A 14,535-nucleotide genomic window follows, 5' to 3' on the forward strand; every position below is an offset into this window, starting at 1 on the left:
GTGCCCGGCCGGGCACGGACCGCGGGAAACGCCTGAGGCGTCCTCGTACTGGGCGTCCTCGGGCGACTTCGACGACACAGCGAGGTCCCGTAGCCGTCGTCGCAGACCCGACAAGATCACCCGGACAGCGCCGCCTAGGCGGCGGTGTCGTAGGTGTAGTGCGGGGTGTGGTCCAGCATGTCCGCCGGGGTCACGTCGTTCCACGGGCGCATGGTGTCCCGCAGGTCGACGACGTTGGGGGTGCCGGCGGCCGGGAGGTACGGCGAGTCCGGGTGGAGGGCCTGCCAGTCCGCCCAGAGCTTGTCGATGAAGGCGTGGTGCAGCCAGAACACCGGGTCGTTCGGCGAGACGCCGGTCCCCATCTGACCGCCGACCCAGACATGGACGCGGTTGTGCAGATTGACGCCCCGCCAGCCCTCCAGGTGGTTGCGGAAGCTGTTGGACGCGCTGTTCCACGGCGGCGCGTCGTAGACCGGCATGGCGAGCACGGAGTCGACCTCGGCACGGGTCGGCAGCTGCCGGACACCGACACCCAGGTCACGGCGCAGATAGCCACGGCCGTCCACCCGGATGCTGACCGGCCAGCGGCCGCCGGCGAAGGCGAACGGACCGTCCATCACCTGGCCGTCCCTGCTGCGGCCGGTGCCGCCGAGGAAGTCGGCCGCCCACAGCGACGAGGCGGTGGTGCGGTCCGCGGTCCAGTCCCAGTAGGGCAGGGCCACCGAGGGATCGACGGACTGAAGGGCCTGCTCGAACTGTATGAGGAATCGTCGGTGCCACGGCAGGAAGGACGGCGAACGGTGCCCCACACGGTCGCCGGTGTCGGTGTCGCCCATGATGAAGGCGTTGTGGGTGGTGACGAAGGTGTCGTACCGGCCGCTGCGCTTGAGCTCCAGCACGGCGTTGGTGAAAGAGCGCTTCTCGTCGGCGGAGAGGATCGCCTGGTTCTTGCGTACGGTCATGGCGGGTCTCCTGGATCAGACGATGTCGAGGGGCACGAGGTCGGCGCCCTGGAGTTCGGCGACGGCGGCGCGGGCCACGGCGAGCGGGGTCGGGTGCGTCTCGTAGTGGTTGACGACGCTGATCCAGGTGCCGTCGGCGTTGCTCATCACGTGCAGTTCCTCACCGTCGATGTGCACGCGGTAGCCGCCGTGACCCTCGTGGCCCCCCTGGCCGGAGTGAGCCTGGTGAGCGCCGTGGCCCCCGTGGCCACCATGGCCCCCGTGCGCGGGTGCGCCCTGGATACGGCGTCCCAGGTAGACCTCGTCGAAGGCTGCGGGGCCGTCGGCCGGGCGCTTGGCCCGGCCGCCGGCCGGGTGCGCTCCGGTGCCGGACGAGGCCCGGGCCGCGCCGGTTATCGCGAGGCCGGCGGCCGCGCCCGTGGCGGCGGTCAGGGCCTGGCGGCGGGTGATTCTGGACATGGGTGTCCCCCCAGATATGGCTGTGCTGTGTCGGACGGCGGCCCGTTGGTCAGGCGGACCGCCGTTGCCATGACTACAGGGCCGGATGCCGTGGACCGAAGTCGACGGGGGACGGTTGGCCACCATGTGGACATGTCCTGATTCGAAGTGCAGAGTTGAACAGTATTGATCTTGTTCCGCAGCAGCCGTCCCTTCGGAGGGGAGGCGAATATTCCGCTGTGAACATGCCATTCTTATGAAGAATTTGCGGCACAGGAGGGGAAGTTGTGCCGGTCCTCACATCTGAAACATGTCCGGAACATATGCCTGGACGGAGTCGCTGCTCCTCAGCCGAACACGACGGACCAGGGCCTCGGCCCCTCTTCCCCGGGCGCCTCCCCGCCCGCCGAACAGCCCTCGCCGTGCAGCGCGGTCGCCATGTCCCGCGACAGAACACCGGCCGCGATCTCCCCGAAGACGCGCGCCGCCGCGTGCGGCGACCGCCTCGGCCGTACGGCACAGATCCGCTGCGCGAGGGGCCGGCCCGCCAGCGGCCGCCAGGCCACCCTCGGCTCCTTGCGCGCCACCGGCCCCTGATCGAAGGCCACTCCGCAACCCGCGGTCACCAGCCCGATGAGGAACTCCGGGTTGCGGGCGTGCCGGACGCGGCCGGGTACGAAGCCCGCGGTCCGGCAGATGTCGAGCGTCCGGTCGTACCAACCGGGCGCCGACGCCCGCGGAAACAGCACCAGATCCTGGCCCGCGAGATCCGCGAGCCCCACTTCGGGAAGCCGGGTGAGCGGCGAGGTGCGCGGCAGCACCACCCCCAACTCGACCCGGACCTCAGGGCCCGTCAGCAGCTCGGTGGCGTCGACCGGCCGGTGCACAAGCCCCGCGTCCAGTCCGCCGGAGGCCAGCAGCCGGAGCTGCTCGTCCGTCGTCACCTCCTGGAGGTCGACCCGTACGCCGGGCAGCCGCTCGGCACACTCGGCGAGCAGCGCACCGAGTGCCGCGGCCGGGGTGTCCGGAGGCACACCGGCACGCAGCGCACCGAGACCACCGTCGCGGGCCCGTCGGACGAGGGCTCTCGTACGCTCTTCCCGCGCCAGCAAGTCCCGTGCCTCATCGAGCAGTACGGCACCGGACGGTGTGAGCCGCACCTGCCGGTGAGTACGGTCGAAGAGGTCCGCACCGAGCTCGTCCTCCAGCCGCCGGATCGACCGGCTGAGCGGCGGCTGGGCCATGCCGAGCAGCTCGGCGGCCCGCCCGAAGTGCAGCTCCTCGGCGACGACGACGAAAATACGCAGGTGGCGCAAGAGATCCACACCACGACCCTAGTGCGTGTTCGCAGCGTCTCGTCCGGTTCGCGGCGCCCTGCGCGCGGGCGGCGATACTTTGCGGACACTCCCGAGGCGAATGAGAGGCCGGATGCCGATCGAGGAGAGACTGCGCTCCGTGTTCAGCGACGCGGGAGCGCAAGGCCGGCTCCACGCGCGATCCATCGACGAGGACGAGGGCCCCGTGGACACGGCCGGAGCCGGGTGCGACGCGGACGAACCGGTCGTCCTCGCTTCGGTGTTCAAGGTGCTGCTGGTGCTGGAGTTCGCGCGGCAGTCCGTGGCCGGGCACCTCGATCCCCGTGAGCGGATACGGATCACCGCCGAGCACCGGCTCGGTGGCTGGGGCACCGCGGGCTGCCTGGACGACGTGGAACTGTCCCTGCGGGATCTCGCGCACTTCGCGATGTCGGTCAGCGACAACACGGCGGCGGACCTGCTGCTCGACCGGGTCGGCCGGGACACCCCCGGACTGCTGGCCAAGGAGCTCGGCCTGGTGGAGACCCGCATCGTGGGCGGGCCTCGACAGGTGCTGGAATCGATGCTCGCGGATGTGGGAGCGCGTGACGAGCGGGAGTTCGCCGCCGTCTTCCCCACCCTGCCCGCCGACGAGGTGCACCGGCTCGCCGCTCTCGACCCGCGGCGCACGAACTCCAGCACACCGCGCGAGATGACCCGGCTGCTGCGGATGATCTGGCGCGACACGGCCGGACCACCCCAAGCGTGCGCGCAGGTACGCAGGTTGATGTCACGTCAGGTGTTCCGGCATCGGCTGGCGGCGGGCTTCGGCGACGGCGTAGGCGTGTCGGCGAAGACCGGCACGCTGCCCGGGCTGCACAACGAGGTGGGCGTGGCGGAGTATCCGGACGGCCGGCGGTACGCGGTCGCGGTGTTCGCCCGTACCCCGGGCCTCGCGGCGAACAGCACCGGCACCGACGTGGCGATCGGCACCGCCGCGCGCACCGCGGTGGATTTCCTGCGCTCTACGGCCTCTTCGCGCCCGTCCTGACCTGGCCTCATGCATCAACGGGTATGGAAGGCGGGCATTCCCGGTCTTGGACGGGCGGAGCGAGGTGCTGATCTTCTGCGCCGTATGAGCGAATCCATGAGTGACCGAGAGACCGGCTCGCGGCGTGAGGTCGTCCGGCGGACGCTGCTGCGGGGCGCGGCCCTGGGTGCGGCCGCACCGCTGCTCTCCACCACCGGCGCCGGCGCGACGGGACCGGGCAGAGCGTCGGCGACCGGGGCCGTCTCCGCTGCGCAGGCGGGCGCGGCCGCGCTCCGGTGGCTGGGCACCTCCGGCTGGCGTATCGGCATCGGAGCCCGGACCGTCCTGTTCGACCCGTACATCACTCGCTTCGGCACGGGGCTGTTCGGCCCCAAGGGCAGTTTCGACGCGAAGACGAAACTGACGACGGACCACGCGCTCGTCGACCGGCACGCCGGCCGGCCGGAGGTGATCCTGGTCAGCCACACGCACTGGGACCACATCAACGACGTCCCCCATATCGCGAAGTCCACGGGCGCTCGGGTCATCGGCACCGAGACGACATACCACACGCTACGGGCGCTCGGTGTCGACGCGGCGCAGATCAGCGTGGTCAAGGGAGGCGAGGTGCTGGCCTTCGACGGCTACAGCGTTGAGGTCGTGTCCAGCCGTCACAGCCGTAATGCCTCGTACTCCTACTTCGCCCCCGGCACCCTCAACGCCCCGCCCCACCGCGCTCCGCGGACAATCTCCGACCTGCCGGAGGGCGACACCCTCGCCTTCCAGATGACGGTGGACGGCGGCCCCTCGCTCTTCCTCATGGGCGCGAGTGACATCGACGAGCGGTCGGCACAGGGCCTGCGGCCGGACGTGCTGATGGCCGCGACGCCCGCCTCCACGTCGACGTACCGCTATCTGCCCCGGTTGCTGGACGCTCTCGGCCATCCGGCGACGGTCGTGCCCGTGCACTGGGACAACTTCGAGAAGCCGCTCGCCTCCCCGCCTCAGCGTGACCCGTCCATCGACCTGGACGCCTTCGTCGCCGAGGTCCGGCGGCTCAGTCCCGGGTCGAGAGTGGTCGTCCCCGACTATGTGACGGATTTCGGGGGCGACATGCGGGCCCTGCCGCCCACGGGCCGATCCGCACCCCGGCAGGCGTTCTAGCGCCGGACCTTGCGGTTCGCGCGCAGCCACTCCTTGTTCATGGCGGCGATGGACGGCAGCGGAATGCCCTTGGGGCAGGCTGTCGCGCACTCCCCCGTGAGGGTGCAGCCTCCGAAACCCTCCTCGTCCATCGTCGCCACCATGTCCAGCACCCGGGTCTCGCGCTCGGGTGCGCCCTGCGGCAGCACATTGAGGTGGTTGATCTTCGCGGAGGTGAAGAGCATCGCCGAGCCGTTCGGGCAGGCGGCGACGCAGGCGCCGCAGCCGATGCACTCGGCGTGCTCGAAGGCGAAGTCGGCGTCCGGCTTGGGCACCGGCGTTGCATGCGCCTCAGGTGCGGCGCCGGTGGGCGCGGTGATGTATCCGCCGGCCTGGATGATGCGGTCGAAGGCCGAGCGGTCCACCACCAGGTCCTTGACGACGGGGAAGGCGGAGGCGCGCCACGGCTCGACGTCGATGGTGTCGCCGTCCCGGAACGAGCGCATGTGGAGCTGGCAGGTGGTGGTGCGTTCCGGCCCGTGGGCGTCGCCGTTGATGACCAGGGAGCAGGCGCCGCAGATGCCCTCGCGGCAGTCGTGGTCGAAGGCGACCGGGTCCTCACCGCGCAGGATGAGCTCTTCGTTGAGGGTGTCGAGCATCTCCAGGAACGACATGTCCGGGGAGATGCCGTCGACCTCGTAGGTGGCCATGGCGCCGGGTGCGTCGGCGCTGTGCTGACGCCACACGCGCAGGTTGAGCTTCATGCGTAGCTCCGCTGGGTGGGGTGAACGTAGTCGAAGACGAGGTCTTCCTTGTGCAGGACGGGCGCCCGGCCGGTGCCGTTGAACTCCCAGGCCGCGGCGTACGCGTAGGTGTCGTCCCTGCGCTCCGCCTCGCCGTCGGCGGTCTGGGACTCCTCGCGGAAGTGACCGCCGCAGGACTCGGCGCGGTGGAGGGCGTCGAGGCACATCAGCTCGGCGAGCTCCAGGTAGTCGACGATGCGGTTGGCCTTCTCCAGCGACTGGTTGAACTCTTCTCCGGTACCGGGCACCTTGATGCGGCGCCAGAACTCCTCACGGATCTGCGGGATGCGGTCGAGCGCCTTGCGCAGCCCTTCGTCGGTGCGGGCCATGCCGCAGAACTCCCACATCAGCTCACCGAGTTCACGGTGGAAGGAGTCGGGGGTGCGGTCGCCGTCCACGGAGAGCAGCAGGTTCAGCCGGTCCTCGGTCTCCGCGAGTACCTCGGCGACCGCGGGATGCGACGCGTCCGGCGTACCGTCCAGGGGTGTGCGTGCCAGATAGTCGTTGATGGTGGACGGCAGGACGAAGTAGCCGTCGGCGAGGCCCTGCATCAGCGCGGACGCGCCGAGCCGGTTGGCGCCGTGGTCGGAGAAGTTGGCCTCGCCGATGGCGAACAGCCCCGGCACGGTGGTCTGCAGGTCGTAGTCGACCCACAGTCCGCCCATCGTGTAGTGCACGGCGGGGTAGATCCGCATGGGGACCTCGTAGGGGTTCTCCGCGGTGATCCGCTCGTACATCTCGAAGAGGTTGCCGTACTTCTCCTCGACCTTCGCCCGGCCCATCCGGCCGATGGCGTCGGCGAAGTCGAGGTAGACGCCCTGGCCGCCGGGGCCGACGCCGCGGCCCTCGTCGCAGACGTTCTTCGCGGCCCGCGAGGCGATGTCGCGCGGTACGAGGTTGCCGAAGGCCGGGTAGATCCGCTCCAGGTAGTAGTCCCGCTCGTCCTCGGGGATCTCGTTCGCCGGCCGGTCGTCACCGCGTGCCTTCGGGACCCAGATCCGGCCGTCGTTGCGCAGCGACTCGCTCATCAGCGTCAGCTTGGACTGGTGGTCGCCGGTGCGCGGGATGCAGGTGGGATGGATCTGGGTGAAGCAGGGGTTGGCGAACAGGGCGCCGCGCCGGTGGGCACGCCACACCGCGGTGGCGTTGGAGTTCATGGCGTTCGTCGACAGGTAGAAGACGTTGCCGTAGCCGCCGGTGGCGAGGACCACCGCGTCGGCGAAGTGGCTGGTGATCTCGCCTGTGATCAGATCCCGGGCCACGATGCCGCGGGCCCGTCCGTCGATGACGATCAGGTCGAGCATCTCGGTGCGGGCGTGCAGGTTCACCGTGCCCGCGGCGATCTGCCGGGACAGGGCCTGGTACGCGCCGAGCAGCAGTTGCTGGCCGGTCTGGCCGCGGGCGTAGAAGGTACGGGAGACCTGGACGCCGCCGAAGGAACGGGTGTCCAGCAGTCCGCCGTACTCCCGGGCGAACGGGACGCCCTGGGCCACGCACTGGTCGATGATCTCCACGGAGATCTGCGCGAGCCGGTGCACGTTGGACTCGCGCGCCCGGAAGTCGCCGCCCTTGACCGTGTCGTAGAAGAGGCGGTGGATCGAGTCGCCGTCGTTGCGGTAGTTCTTGGCCGCGTTGATGCCGCCCTGGGCGGCGATGGAGTGAGCCCGGCGGGGCGAGTCCTGGTAGCAGAACTGCTCGACGTGGTAGCCCTGTTCGCCGAGTGTCGCACCGGCGGCTCCGCCGGCGAGGCCGGTGCCGACGACGATGACGGTGTGCTTGCGGCGGTTGGCGGGGTTGACCAGCCTGGCCTCGAAACGGCGGCGGTCCCAGCGCTCGGCGATGGGCCCTTCGGGTGCCTTGGTGTCGGCGATCGGATCGCCGGTCGTGAAGGCGGCGTAGTCGATGGAGTTCATGGTCAGTTCACCACTCCGGTCATGACGCCGACGGGTACGGCGATGAAGCCCGCGGTCAGCACCAGTGCGAGCCCGCCTGCGAGGGTCTTGAGTGCGCGGTCCCGGGCGGCGTTGCCGACGCCGAGCGTCTGGGCCGCACTCCAGAAGCCGTGCCTGATGTGCAGGCCCACGGCCAGCATCGCGACGATGTAGATGACGTTGCCGTACCAGGTGGAGAAGGTGGCGACGACGTTCTCGTAGGGATGGCCGGGCTGTGCGTGTTCGTTGACCGTGAGGGTGGTCAGGTCGAGAAGGTGCCAGACGATGAACAGCGCGACGATGATGCCGCCCCAGCGCATGGTGCGGGTGGCGTAGCTCGCGCGCTTGCGCCGGTGGACGTAGCGGTCCGGCCGGGCCTTGATGTCGCGCCTGCTGAGCTGGTACGCGGAGACCGCGTGCGCGACCACGGCGGCGACGAGCAGGAGACGGACACCCCACAGCGCCCACTCGTAGTGGAGGAAGGGCTCTCCCAGCGTACGGAGCCAGTGCGCGTAGCCGTTGAACTCGCCGGGCCCGAAGAAGACCTTGAGGTTGCCGAGGACGTGGGCGACGAGATACCCGAGCATGATCAGGCCGCTCACGGCCATGACCGTCTTCTTGCCGATCGTCGATCCCCAGAAGGTGCGCGGGGGCGACGGTTTTCGGTCCGTCCGCGTTGCCAGAGCCATGGGAGGAAACTACGACCGGAGACGTCCAGAGGTCCAAGACATGATTCTGCTGATCTCCATAGGCATCGCCTATCATGTGCCTATGCAGTTCCAGCAGCTTCTCTATTTCGTCGCGGTCGCCGAGACCCGGCACTTCACCCACGCCGCCGAGCGCGTGCATGTCTCCCAGCCCTCGCTCTCCCAGCAGATCCGGGCGCTGGAGAAGGAGCTGGGCGCGACCCTGTTCAGCCGCGCCCGCGGGAACATCGCGCTCACCGAGGCCGGAGAGGCGCTGCTGCCGCTCGCCCGGCGCATCCTCGCTGACGCCGACACCGCGCGGCACGAGGTGCAGGAACTGGTCCAGCTACGGCGCGGCCGGGTGCGGCTGGGAGCCACTCCGAGTCTGTGCACGGGCCTCCTCCCGGACGTCCTGCGCGTCTTCCACGACCGGCATCCGGGCATCGAGCTGCTGATCGAGGAGGGCGGCTCGCACGATCTCGTACGCGAGCTGGCACGCGGCACCCTCGATCTGGCACTGATCGTGCTGCCGCTGCCGCCGGCCTCCCCCGTCCTGACCACCGTGGAACTGCTGCGGGAGGACCTGGTGGTGGTGTCGGCTGCCACGGCGAAGCCGCCGCGCAGCCCCGTGCGCATCGCCGATCTGCGCGATCAGCCGCTGGTGATGTTCCGGCACGGCTACGACCTGCGGGAGCTCACCGTGGCCGCCTGCCGCGCGGAGGGCTTCGAGCCGGCCTTCACGGTCGAGGGCGGCGAGATGGACGCCGTGCTGGGTTTCGTACGGGCGGGTCTCGGCGTCGCCGTGGTGCCGAGCATGGTGGCCGGCCGCGCGGGCCCGGACCTGCGGGTCACCCCGCTGGCCTCGCCCGGCCTGCGCCGCACCATCGCACTGGCCCACCGCAGCGACGTGGCACCACCGCGCGCGGCCCGCGAGCTCCAGAAGGTGCTGTTCGGCTCACGGGCGGCGGTGCTCTGACGGGCGGGTCCGAGGGTGCGCTCGAAGCACCGGCGGCACTCGGTGGCCCCGCGCCCCACTACACCGCGTCGGCCATCGACAGCGCGTGCAGCTTGTCCGGCGGCCCCGGCCTGGCGTAGTACCAGCCCTGGGCCGTGTCGCATCCGAGCTCCCGCAGCTGTTCCGCCTGTGCCCCGGTCTCCACGCCCTCCACCGTGACAGCCAGCTCCAGACTGTGCGCCAGGGTGACGATGCCCTCGACGATCTTCAGGTCGACCGGGTCGGCCGGATGGCGCTGCATCCCCTGGGTGAAGGAGCGGTCGAGCTTGAGGACACTGACCGGCAGCCGGCGCAGATTGGCGAGGTTGGAGTAGCCCGTGCCGAAGTCGTCCAGCGCTATGTCGACGCCCATCTCGGCGAGTTGGCGCAGCGGCTTCAGCAGATCCTCGTTCGCGCCGATGAGCGCGGACTCGGTGACCTCCAGGCACAGCGCGCCCGGCTCCAGCCCGGAGCGTTCCAGGACATCGACGGTGTCGGCGACCAGACCCGGGTGGTGGAGCTGGGTCGGCGACAGATTGACGTTGATCCGCAGCGGGCCACCGTCGCTGTGCCGCTCCTGCCAGTACCTCGCCTGGCGTACGGCCTCCTGGAGCACCCAGCGGCCGAGCGGCACGATGAGGCCGGTGTGTTCGGCGAGCGGGATGAACTGGTCGGGGCCGAGGACGCCGTGCTGCGGGTGGCACCAGCGCACGAGCGCCTCGGCGCCGTGCACCGTGCCGTCGCCGAGATGCACCAGCGGCTGGTACTCGATGAAGAACTCGCCGCGCTCCAGCGCCGCGGGCAGCGCGGTCGTCAGCCCGTGCCGGGTGATCGCGCGGGCGTCCGCCTCCGGATCGGCGAGCTCGAAGCGGTTGCCGCCCGCCGACTTGGCCCGGTACATCGTGATGTCGGCGCTGCGGAGCACCTCGGCGGTGGTCCGCTCGCCGGCGGGTCCCTCGACGATGCCGATGCTGCCGCGGACCGTGAACTCCCGGCCGTCGACGCGGATCGGCGAGCCGAGGACGGCGAGGATGCGGGCCGCGAGTTCGTCGACCTGGCTCTCGGTGTCCGGCCCCGTCGTCAGCGCGACGAACTCGTCGCCGCCGAGCCGGGCCACCATCTCGCCCGGCGCGGTGGCGCAGCTCTGCAGCCGGTCGGCCACCTCCACCAGCAGCCGGTCGCCGGCCGCGTGGCCGAGGCTGTCGTTGATGGCCTTGAAGCCGTCGAGGTCGAGATAGCACAGCCCGAAGCGGGAGCCCTCCCCCGCCGCGAGTGCCTTCTCCAGCCGTTCGAAGAAGAGCGTCCGGTTCGGCAGGCCGGTGAGGGCGTCGTGCGTGGCCTCGTAGCGCAGCCGCAGGTTGAGCAGCCGCCGCTCCGTGGTGTCCTCCATCAGCGCGAGCTGGTACTGCGGGCGGCCCTCGGGGTCGCGCAGCAGAGAGACCGTCAGATTGGTCCACAGGACGGTGCCGTCGTTGCGGTAGAAGGGCTTCTCGACGTGGAAGTGCTCACGCTCGCCCTTCACCAACTCCCGGTGCAGCTGCCAGACATGGGGCCGGTCCTCGGGGTGCGACCAGTCGGTGACCTTCTTGCCGCGCACATGGTTCTCGAGACCGCCGAACATGCGCAGCAGGGTCCCGTTCACCTCGAGGATGTTGCCTTCGAGGTCGGCGATGCCGATGCCGATCGCCGCGCCTTCGAAGACCGCGCGGAACCGGGTCTCGGTGGCGTGCAGCGCCTCGACCGCGTCCGTGCGCGCCTGGAGCGAGGAGCGCGCGATGGCCTCCTGCTCGGCGAGTGTGCGCTCGCGAAGGCCCTGCGCGAATCCGGCGGCCAGCGCGTGCTGGAGCCGGGCGCAGCGTGCGCGGCTCTCCTCGGCCGTCTGCTCGGTCTCGCCGCTGCCGCAGTAGAGCACCAGATAGGAGTCGATGACGCCGAGGGTGCGGCTGAGCGCTTCGGGGTCGGTGCAGTGGGCGTCGACGAGGGCGACGCCGATCCGCTGAGCTGCCTGCGGATCGAAGGTGCGGCCGTGCAGCGACTCGCTCAACTGCCGTGCGAGGGGCAGCAGATGCTGCTCGACCTCGATACGGGTCAGCGAAGTCGCCGTCACGGGGAAGACGGCTCGGCTCCATATCGTCGCGAACCTGCGGAGTCTGTCCTCGAGACCGTCCGGGTCCGCCGCGGAACCCGCCGCCTGCGACGGTGCCATCACGCCCTGCGCCCCACCCCGGCGAAGCCGGAATAGGCGTATGGGTCCTCCTGCTCGGCGGGGGCGTCGGGGCGCCAGAGGGGCATGGACACCAGACCGGGCTCGACCATCTCGTACCCCTCGAAGAATCGCGCGATTTCCTCGCGCGAACGCATGACCAGCGGATTGCGAATGTCCCGGTAGACGTCGACGGCGCCGACCGCCCGCTCCTCGGGCACCGGGACTCCGTCGTACGAGGCGTGAGTGAGGATGAGCAGGCTGCCGGGTGCCAGTGCCTCCCGCAGTTCCGTCACCGCGGCGATCGGATCGTCCGCGTCCTCGATGAAGTGGAGCACGGCGACCAGCAGGAGCGCTACCGGCTGCCGCAGATCGAGCAGCGAGGAGACCTCGGAACTGTCCAGGATCTGCCGCGGCTTGCGCAGATCGGCGGAGACCACGGTGGCCCGGGTGTTCCCCTCGAGCACGGCCCGGCCGTGGGCGACGGCGACCGGGTCGTGGTCGACGTAGACCACGTGTGCCTCGTCGGAGGCCTTCTGCGCCACTTCGTGCACGTTGCCGAACGTCGGAATGCCCGAGCCGATGTCGAGGAACTGCGTGACGCCCTCGTTCACCGCGTGGCGCACGGCCCGCCGCATGAACGCCCGGTTCGCCTGCATGATCTTCGGCAGCCCCGGAAGGAACTCCATCGCCTTGCGGGCGGCCTCCCGGTCGACCTCGAAATTGTGCGAACCGCCCAGGTAGTAGTCGTAAATGCGGGACACGCTCGGCACCGAAATGTCGATGCCCTGCGGGGCCCAGGCGGGACGCTCCATCGATGTCTCCAACAAGTCGCCACGGGGGAAGTCGGCCATGTCCATGGCCAGTTGTTCGAGCCGAGGCTACTGATCGCCCGCCAAGAGGGCGAGCCCAAACGGAAATTCGCGGTCCGTTCTTGGTCACACACAACAACGCGACGACAACCGGCCCGCCATCACGCGAGGGGCGTGAGACGGGCCGGCTGAGGCCGGAGGCGCTGCGTGGGGACTACTTGGGCGCTCCGACCGGCTTGCCCTCGGGGCTCACCACGTACCAGGTACCGCCGACACCCTGTCCGTTGGTGTCTCCGGGCTTGGCGTCACCCGCGAAGGTGTAGATCGGCCAGCAGTCGATCGTCTGCTGCTTGATGCCGTCGGGACGGTCGAAGGTGACGAAGCCCTTCTTCAGGATTCCCTTGGTGTCGTTCTTGGAGACGGGGGCGACAACCGGCCACTTCTTGAGGCATGCGCCCGTGCAGGCCGTCTTCATCGGCCAGGCGCTGTCCTTCATGAACCGGTAGACCGTCATACCGTTCTTGTCGACGACGATCTCACCGAGCTTGGCGTCCTTGCGGGTGGACAGTCCCGCCAGGTCGGCGGGCTGGCCGCCGGCCTCGGCGCCGCCGTCGCCGTAGTCCGCGCCGCCACCGGAGCCGGCCGCCGCGCCGCCGCCCGCCTTCTTGCCGTCGGGGGCGGAGGCGTACCAGGTGCCGCCGACGCCCTGGCCCTTGGCGTCGCCCGCCTTGGTGTCCTTGGCGTAGCGGTACATCGGCCAGCCGCCGATGGTGAGCTGCTTGGAGCCGTCGGACCGGGTGACCTCACCGATCAGCGCGGCGTCGATCCCGGGAGCGGCAGAGGCGCCGCCGGCCGCCACGACGGGCCAGGTCTTGGCGCACTCACCCTCGCAGCTGGACTTCGGCGGGGAGGCGGTGTCCTTGTCGAAGCGGTAGAGCGTGAGACCGGCGCTGTCCGTGACGACCTTGCCGAGTTGCTTGCTGTCCCAGACGGCGAGCTGGCCGGCCGGCTTGGCCGCCGCTCCCTGAGCGTTCGCACCGGCGCCGGAACCGTAGTCGGATCCGTATCCGCCGCTTCCGGGCTGCTGGCCTGCCGGGTTGGCCGCACCGACGGCCTGGCCGTTGGGCGTCTGCGTACCCTGTTCCTGACCGCACGCCGTCGTCAGCGCGAGTACGGCCGCCGCAGTCACCGCGAGCGAGGCGTTACGCCAGGTGTTCATGTCCACTCCTGTTGTCCTCTGAGCCTGTGCGACGCCTGGGTGCGCCGTTCATGGCTCTAGGTACGGACAGGGAGCCGCTCAGTGTTCAACGAGGCTGGGAAAATCTTCCGGAGCGCCGATGTGGACGTCCCTGTTCCGCCGACGGCAGGCAACGGCAGGCAGACGTCCGCGCGGAATGGCTCGATCTCATCCGCCCCACCCGCTTCGCCTGTCACACCGTGGAGCCCCGCACGGCGGCCGCGCGGAACGGGACCTCCATTCCCATCCGGCACCGGCCGGGACCGCGCGACACGCCCACATGTCCTCCAGCCGGGGGAACGAATAACCCATTTGCCGGACAGCGATCGCGTCCCGCACCCCTCACTCCTAGCGTTTCGCTCATCGAGGGGCATTCCCTGCCTTTTGTGGAAATCGGTTCCGCGCCTGCTCCTCGGGGACCGGAGGAATCACCATGCGCGCGATACGTGCCGCAACAGCCGCTCTGCTGGGAGCGGCTTCTCTTGCCCTGGCCGCCCCCTTCGCGGTGGCGGACGACGACGCCAAGCAGACCTCGCCGCTTTTCACCGTCAGCCCCTCGACGGTTTCCGCGGGCGGGCGTGTCAATCTGTCCGCCAGCGGCTGCAACACCACGGCCTATGCCTCGTCCGGCGTCTTCGACGCCGTGACCATTCAGCCCGGCACCTCCGCCTCCGCCGTGGTGGACTCCGACGCCAGGCCGGGCGCCCAGTACTCCGTCCAGTTCAACTGCGGCAACGACCGGGGCACCTTCAACCTCACGATCGCGGGCGGCCGCTCCACGCCGACGACCGGCTCCACCGTCACCACGACGCCCCAGGGCGTCCAGGGCGGGCTCGGCGGCAGCGTCGGAGGCCTGGACCGCGGCGAGATCGCCGCGGGCGCCGGACTCGTCCTGGCCGCCGCCACCGCTACCGTCTTCGTGCTCCGCAGGCGGGTGGCCGACCGCCGGCACTGACCGGCACGCCACTCCCCCCACTGACAACGCCCGTCGCCCCGAGTCC

13 protein-coding genes are annotated in these 14,535 nt (G+C 70.2%); 4 read left to right on the forward strand and 9 right to left on the reverse strand.

Features of this window, described 5'->3' with window-relative positions; genetic code table 11:
• Window positions 1-134: 134 nt before the first annotated feature.
• The 3 genes from ACFWU3_RS35660 to ACFWU3_RS35670 all read right to left on the reverse strand — a co-directional run bounded on the left by ACFWU3_RS35660 (window position 135) and on the right by ACFWU3_RS35670 (window position 2,725).
• Complete coding sequence (locus tag ACFWU3_RS35660; RefSeq protein ID WP_384445660.1) at window positions 135-962, reverse strand: tyrosinase family protein; 828 nt, start codon at window positions 960-962, stop codon at window positions 135-137.
• 15 nt (window positions 963-977) lie between these two features.
• Entirely contained in the window at window positions 978-1,421 is a 444-nt protein-coding gene (locus ACFWU3_RS35665; RefSeq protein ID WP_384445662.1) for a tyrosinase family oxidase copper chaperone, read from the reverse strand.
• Window positions 1,422-1,747: 326 nt separating this feature from the next.
• Complete coding sequence (locus tag ACFWU3_RS35670; RefSeq protein WP_384445664.1) at window positions 1,748-2,725, reverse strand: LysR family transcriptional regulator; 978 nt, start codon at window positions 2,723-2,725, stop codon at window positions 1,748-1,750.
• A gap of 103 nt (window positions 2,726-2,828) precedes the next feature.
• Between ACFWU3_RS35670 and ACFWU3_RS35675 the strand changes: the two genes are divergently transcribed.
• Together ACFWU3_RS35675 and ACFWU3_RS35680 are read left to right on the forward strand one after the other, a co-directional pair.
• Complete coding sequence (locus ACFWU3_RS35675; RefSeq protein WP_384445666.1) at window positions 2,829-3,746, forward strand: serine hydrolase; 918 nt, start codon at window positions 2,829-2,831, stop codon at window positions 3,744-3,746.
• Window positions 3,747-3,842: 96 nt separating this feature from the next.
• Window positions 3,843-4,889 (forward strand): MBL fold metallo-hydrolase, encoded by a 1,047-nt coding sequence (locus tag ACFWU3_RS35680; RefSeq protein ID WP_384445667.1) that lies wholly within the window; start codon window positions 3,843-3,845, stop codon window positions 4,887-4,889.
• Here the strand turns inward: ACFWU3_RS35680 and ACFWU3_RS35685 are convergent.
• From ACFWU3_RS35685 to ACFWU3_RS35695, 3 genes are read right to left on the reverse strand one after another with little or no spacing between them, the layout of a single operon-like run.
• Entirely contained in the window at window positions 4,886-5,632 is a 747-nt protein-coding gene (locus ACFWU3_RS35685) for a succinate dehydrogenase/fumarate reductase iron-sulfur subunit (protein ID WP_313942753.1), read from the reverse strand. The genes ACFWU3_RS35680 and ACFWU3_RS35685 overlap by 4 nt on opposite strands.
• A complete protein-coding gene (locus ACFWU3_RS35690; RefSeq protein ID WP_384445669.1) occupies window positions 5,629-7,584 on the reverse strand; it encodes a fumarate reductase/succinate dehydrogenase flavoprotein subunit in 1,956 nt (651 codons plus the stop codon). Before ACFWU3_RS35690 ends, ACFWU3_RS35685 begins: the two co-directional genes overlap by 4 nt.
• 2 nt (window positions 7,585-7,586) lie before the next feature.
• Window positions 7,587-8,291 carry a succinate dehydrogenase gene (locus tag ACFWU3_RS35695; RefSeq protein ID WP_384445670.1) on the reverse strand — a complete coding sequence of 235 codons (705 nt, stop codon included), beginning with the start codon at window positions 8,289-8,291 and terminating at the stop codon, window positions 7,587-7,589.
• An 82-nt stretch (window positions 8,292-8,373) separates the two neighbouring features.
• On the opposite strand from ACFWU3_RS35695, the gene ACFWU3_RS35700 reads away from it, so the two are divergent.
• A complete protein-coding gene (locus ACFWU3_RS35700; protein WP_384445677.1) occupies window positions 8,374-9,264 on the forward strand; it encodes a LysR family transcriptional regulator in 891 nt (296 codons plus the stop codon).
• Window positions 9,265-9,322: 58 nt separating this feature from the next.
• On the opposite strand, the gene ACFWU3_RS35705 is transcribed toward ACFWU3_RS35700, so the two are convergent.
• The 3 genes from ACFWU3_RS35705 to ACFWU3_RS35715 all read right to left on the reverse strand — a co-directional run bounded on the left by ACFWU3_RS35705 (window position 9,323) and on the right by ACFWU3_RS35715 (window position 13,516).
• Entirely contained in the window at window positions 9,323-11,488 is a 2,166-nt protein-coding gene (locus ACFWU3_RS35705) for a putative bifunctional diguanylate cyclase/phosphodiesterase (protein WP_384445672.1), read from the reverse strand.
• Window positions 11,488-12,300, reverse strand: a complete 813-nt coding sequence (locus tag ACFWU3_RS35710) for an SAM-dependent methyltransferase (protein ID WP_384445679.1) — start codon at window positions 12,298-12,300, stop codon at window positions 11,488-11,490. Before ACFWU3_RS35710 ends, ACFWU3_RS35705 begins: the two co-directional genes overlap by 1 nt.
• 211 nt (window positions 12,301-12,511) lie before the next feature.
• The gene (locus ACFWU3_RS35715) at window positions 12,512-13,516 is read right to left on the reverse strand and encodes an SCO0930 family lipoprotein (protein WP_384445674.1); all 1,005 of its coding nucleotides are present in this window, start codon (window positions 13,514-13,516) and stop codon (window positions 12,512-12,514) included.
• A gap of 451 nt (window positions 13,517-13,967) precedes the next feature.
• Between ACFWU3_RS35715 and ACFWU3_RS35720 the strand changes: the two genes are divergently transcribed.
• Window positions 13,968-14,489 carry a hypothetical protein gene (locus ACFWU3_RS35720; protein WP_384445676.1) on the forward strand — a complete coding sequence of 174 codons (522 nt, stop codon included), beginning with the start codon at window positions 13,968-13,970 and terminating at the stop codon, window positions 14,487-14,489.
• Window positions 14,490-14,535 lie beyond the last annotated feature (46 nt).

The organism is Streptomyces sp. NPDC058685, assembly GCF_042714725.1.
Taxonomy (GTDB): domain Bacteria; phylum Actinomycetota; class Actinomycetes; order Streptomycetales; family Streptomycetaceae; genus Streptomyces.

Bases quoted from the DNA above. Each gene is read 5' to 3' on its own strand.
- ACFWU3_RS35660 (WP_384445660.1), bottom strand. From the start codon at position 962: ATGACCGTACGCAAGAACCAGGCGATCCTCTCCGCCGACGAGAAGCGC.
- ACFWU3_RS35665 (WP_384445662.1), bottom strand. From the start codon at position 1,421: ATGTCCAGAATCACCCGCCGCCAGGCCCTGACCGCCGCCACGGGCGCG.
- ACFWU3_RS35675 (WP_384445666.1), top strand. From the start codon at position 2,829: ATGCCGATCGAGGAGAGACTGCGCTCCGTGTTCAGCGACGCGGGAGCG.
- ACFWU3_RS35680 (WP_384445667.1), top strand. From the start codon at position 3,843: ATGAGTGACCGAGAGACCGGCTCGCGGCGTGAGGTCGTCCGGCGGACG.
- ACFWU3_RS35685 (WP_313942753.1), bottom strand. From the start codon at position 5,632: ATGAAGCTCAACCTGCGCGTGTGGCGTCAGCACAGCGCCGACGCACCC.
- ACFWU3_RS35690 (WP_384445669.1), bottom strand. From the start codon at position 7,584: ATGAACTCCATCGACTACGCCGCCTTCACGACCGGCGATCCGATCGCC.
- ACFWU3_RS35695 (WP_384445670.1), bottom strand. From the start codon at position 8,291: ATGGCTCTGGCAACGCGGACGGACCGAAAACCGTCGCCCCCGCGCACC.
- ACFWU3_RS35700 (WP_384445677.1), top strand. From the start codon at position 8,374: ATGCAGTTCCAGCAGCTTCTCTATTTCGTCGCGGTCGCCGAGACCCGG.
- ACFWU3_RS35705 (WP_384445672.1), bottom strand. From the start codon at position 11,488: ATGGCACCGTCGCAGGCGGCGGGTTCCGCGGCGGACCCGGACGGTCTC.
- ACFWU3_RS35710 (WP_384445679.1), bottom strand. From the start codon at position 12,300: ATGGAGCGTCCCGCCTGGGCCCCGCAGGGCATCGACATTTCGGTGCCG.
- ACFWU3_RS35715 (WP_384445674.1), bottom strand. From the start codon at position 13,516: ATGAACACCTGGCGTAACGCCTCGCTCGCGGTGACTGCGGCGGCCGTA.
- ACFWU3_RS35720 (WP_384445676.1), top strand. From the start codon at position 13,968: ATGCGCGCGATACGTGCCGCAACAGCCGCTCTGCTGGGAGCGGCTTCT.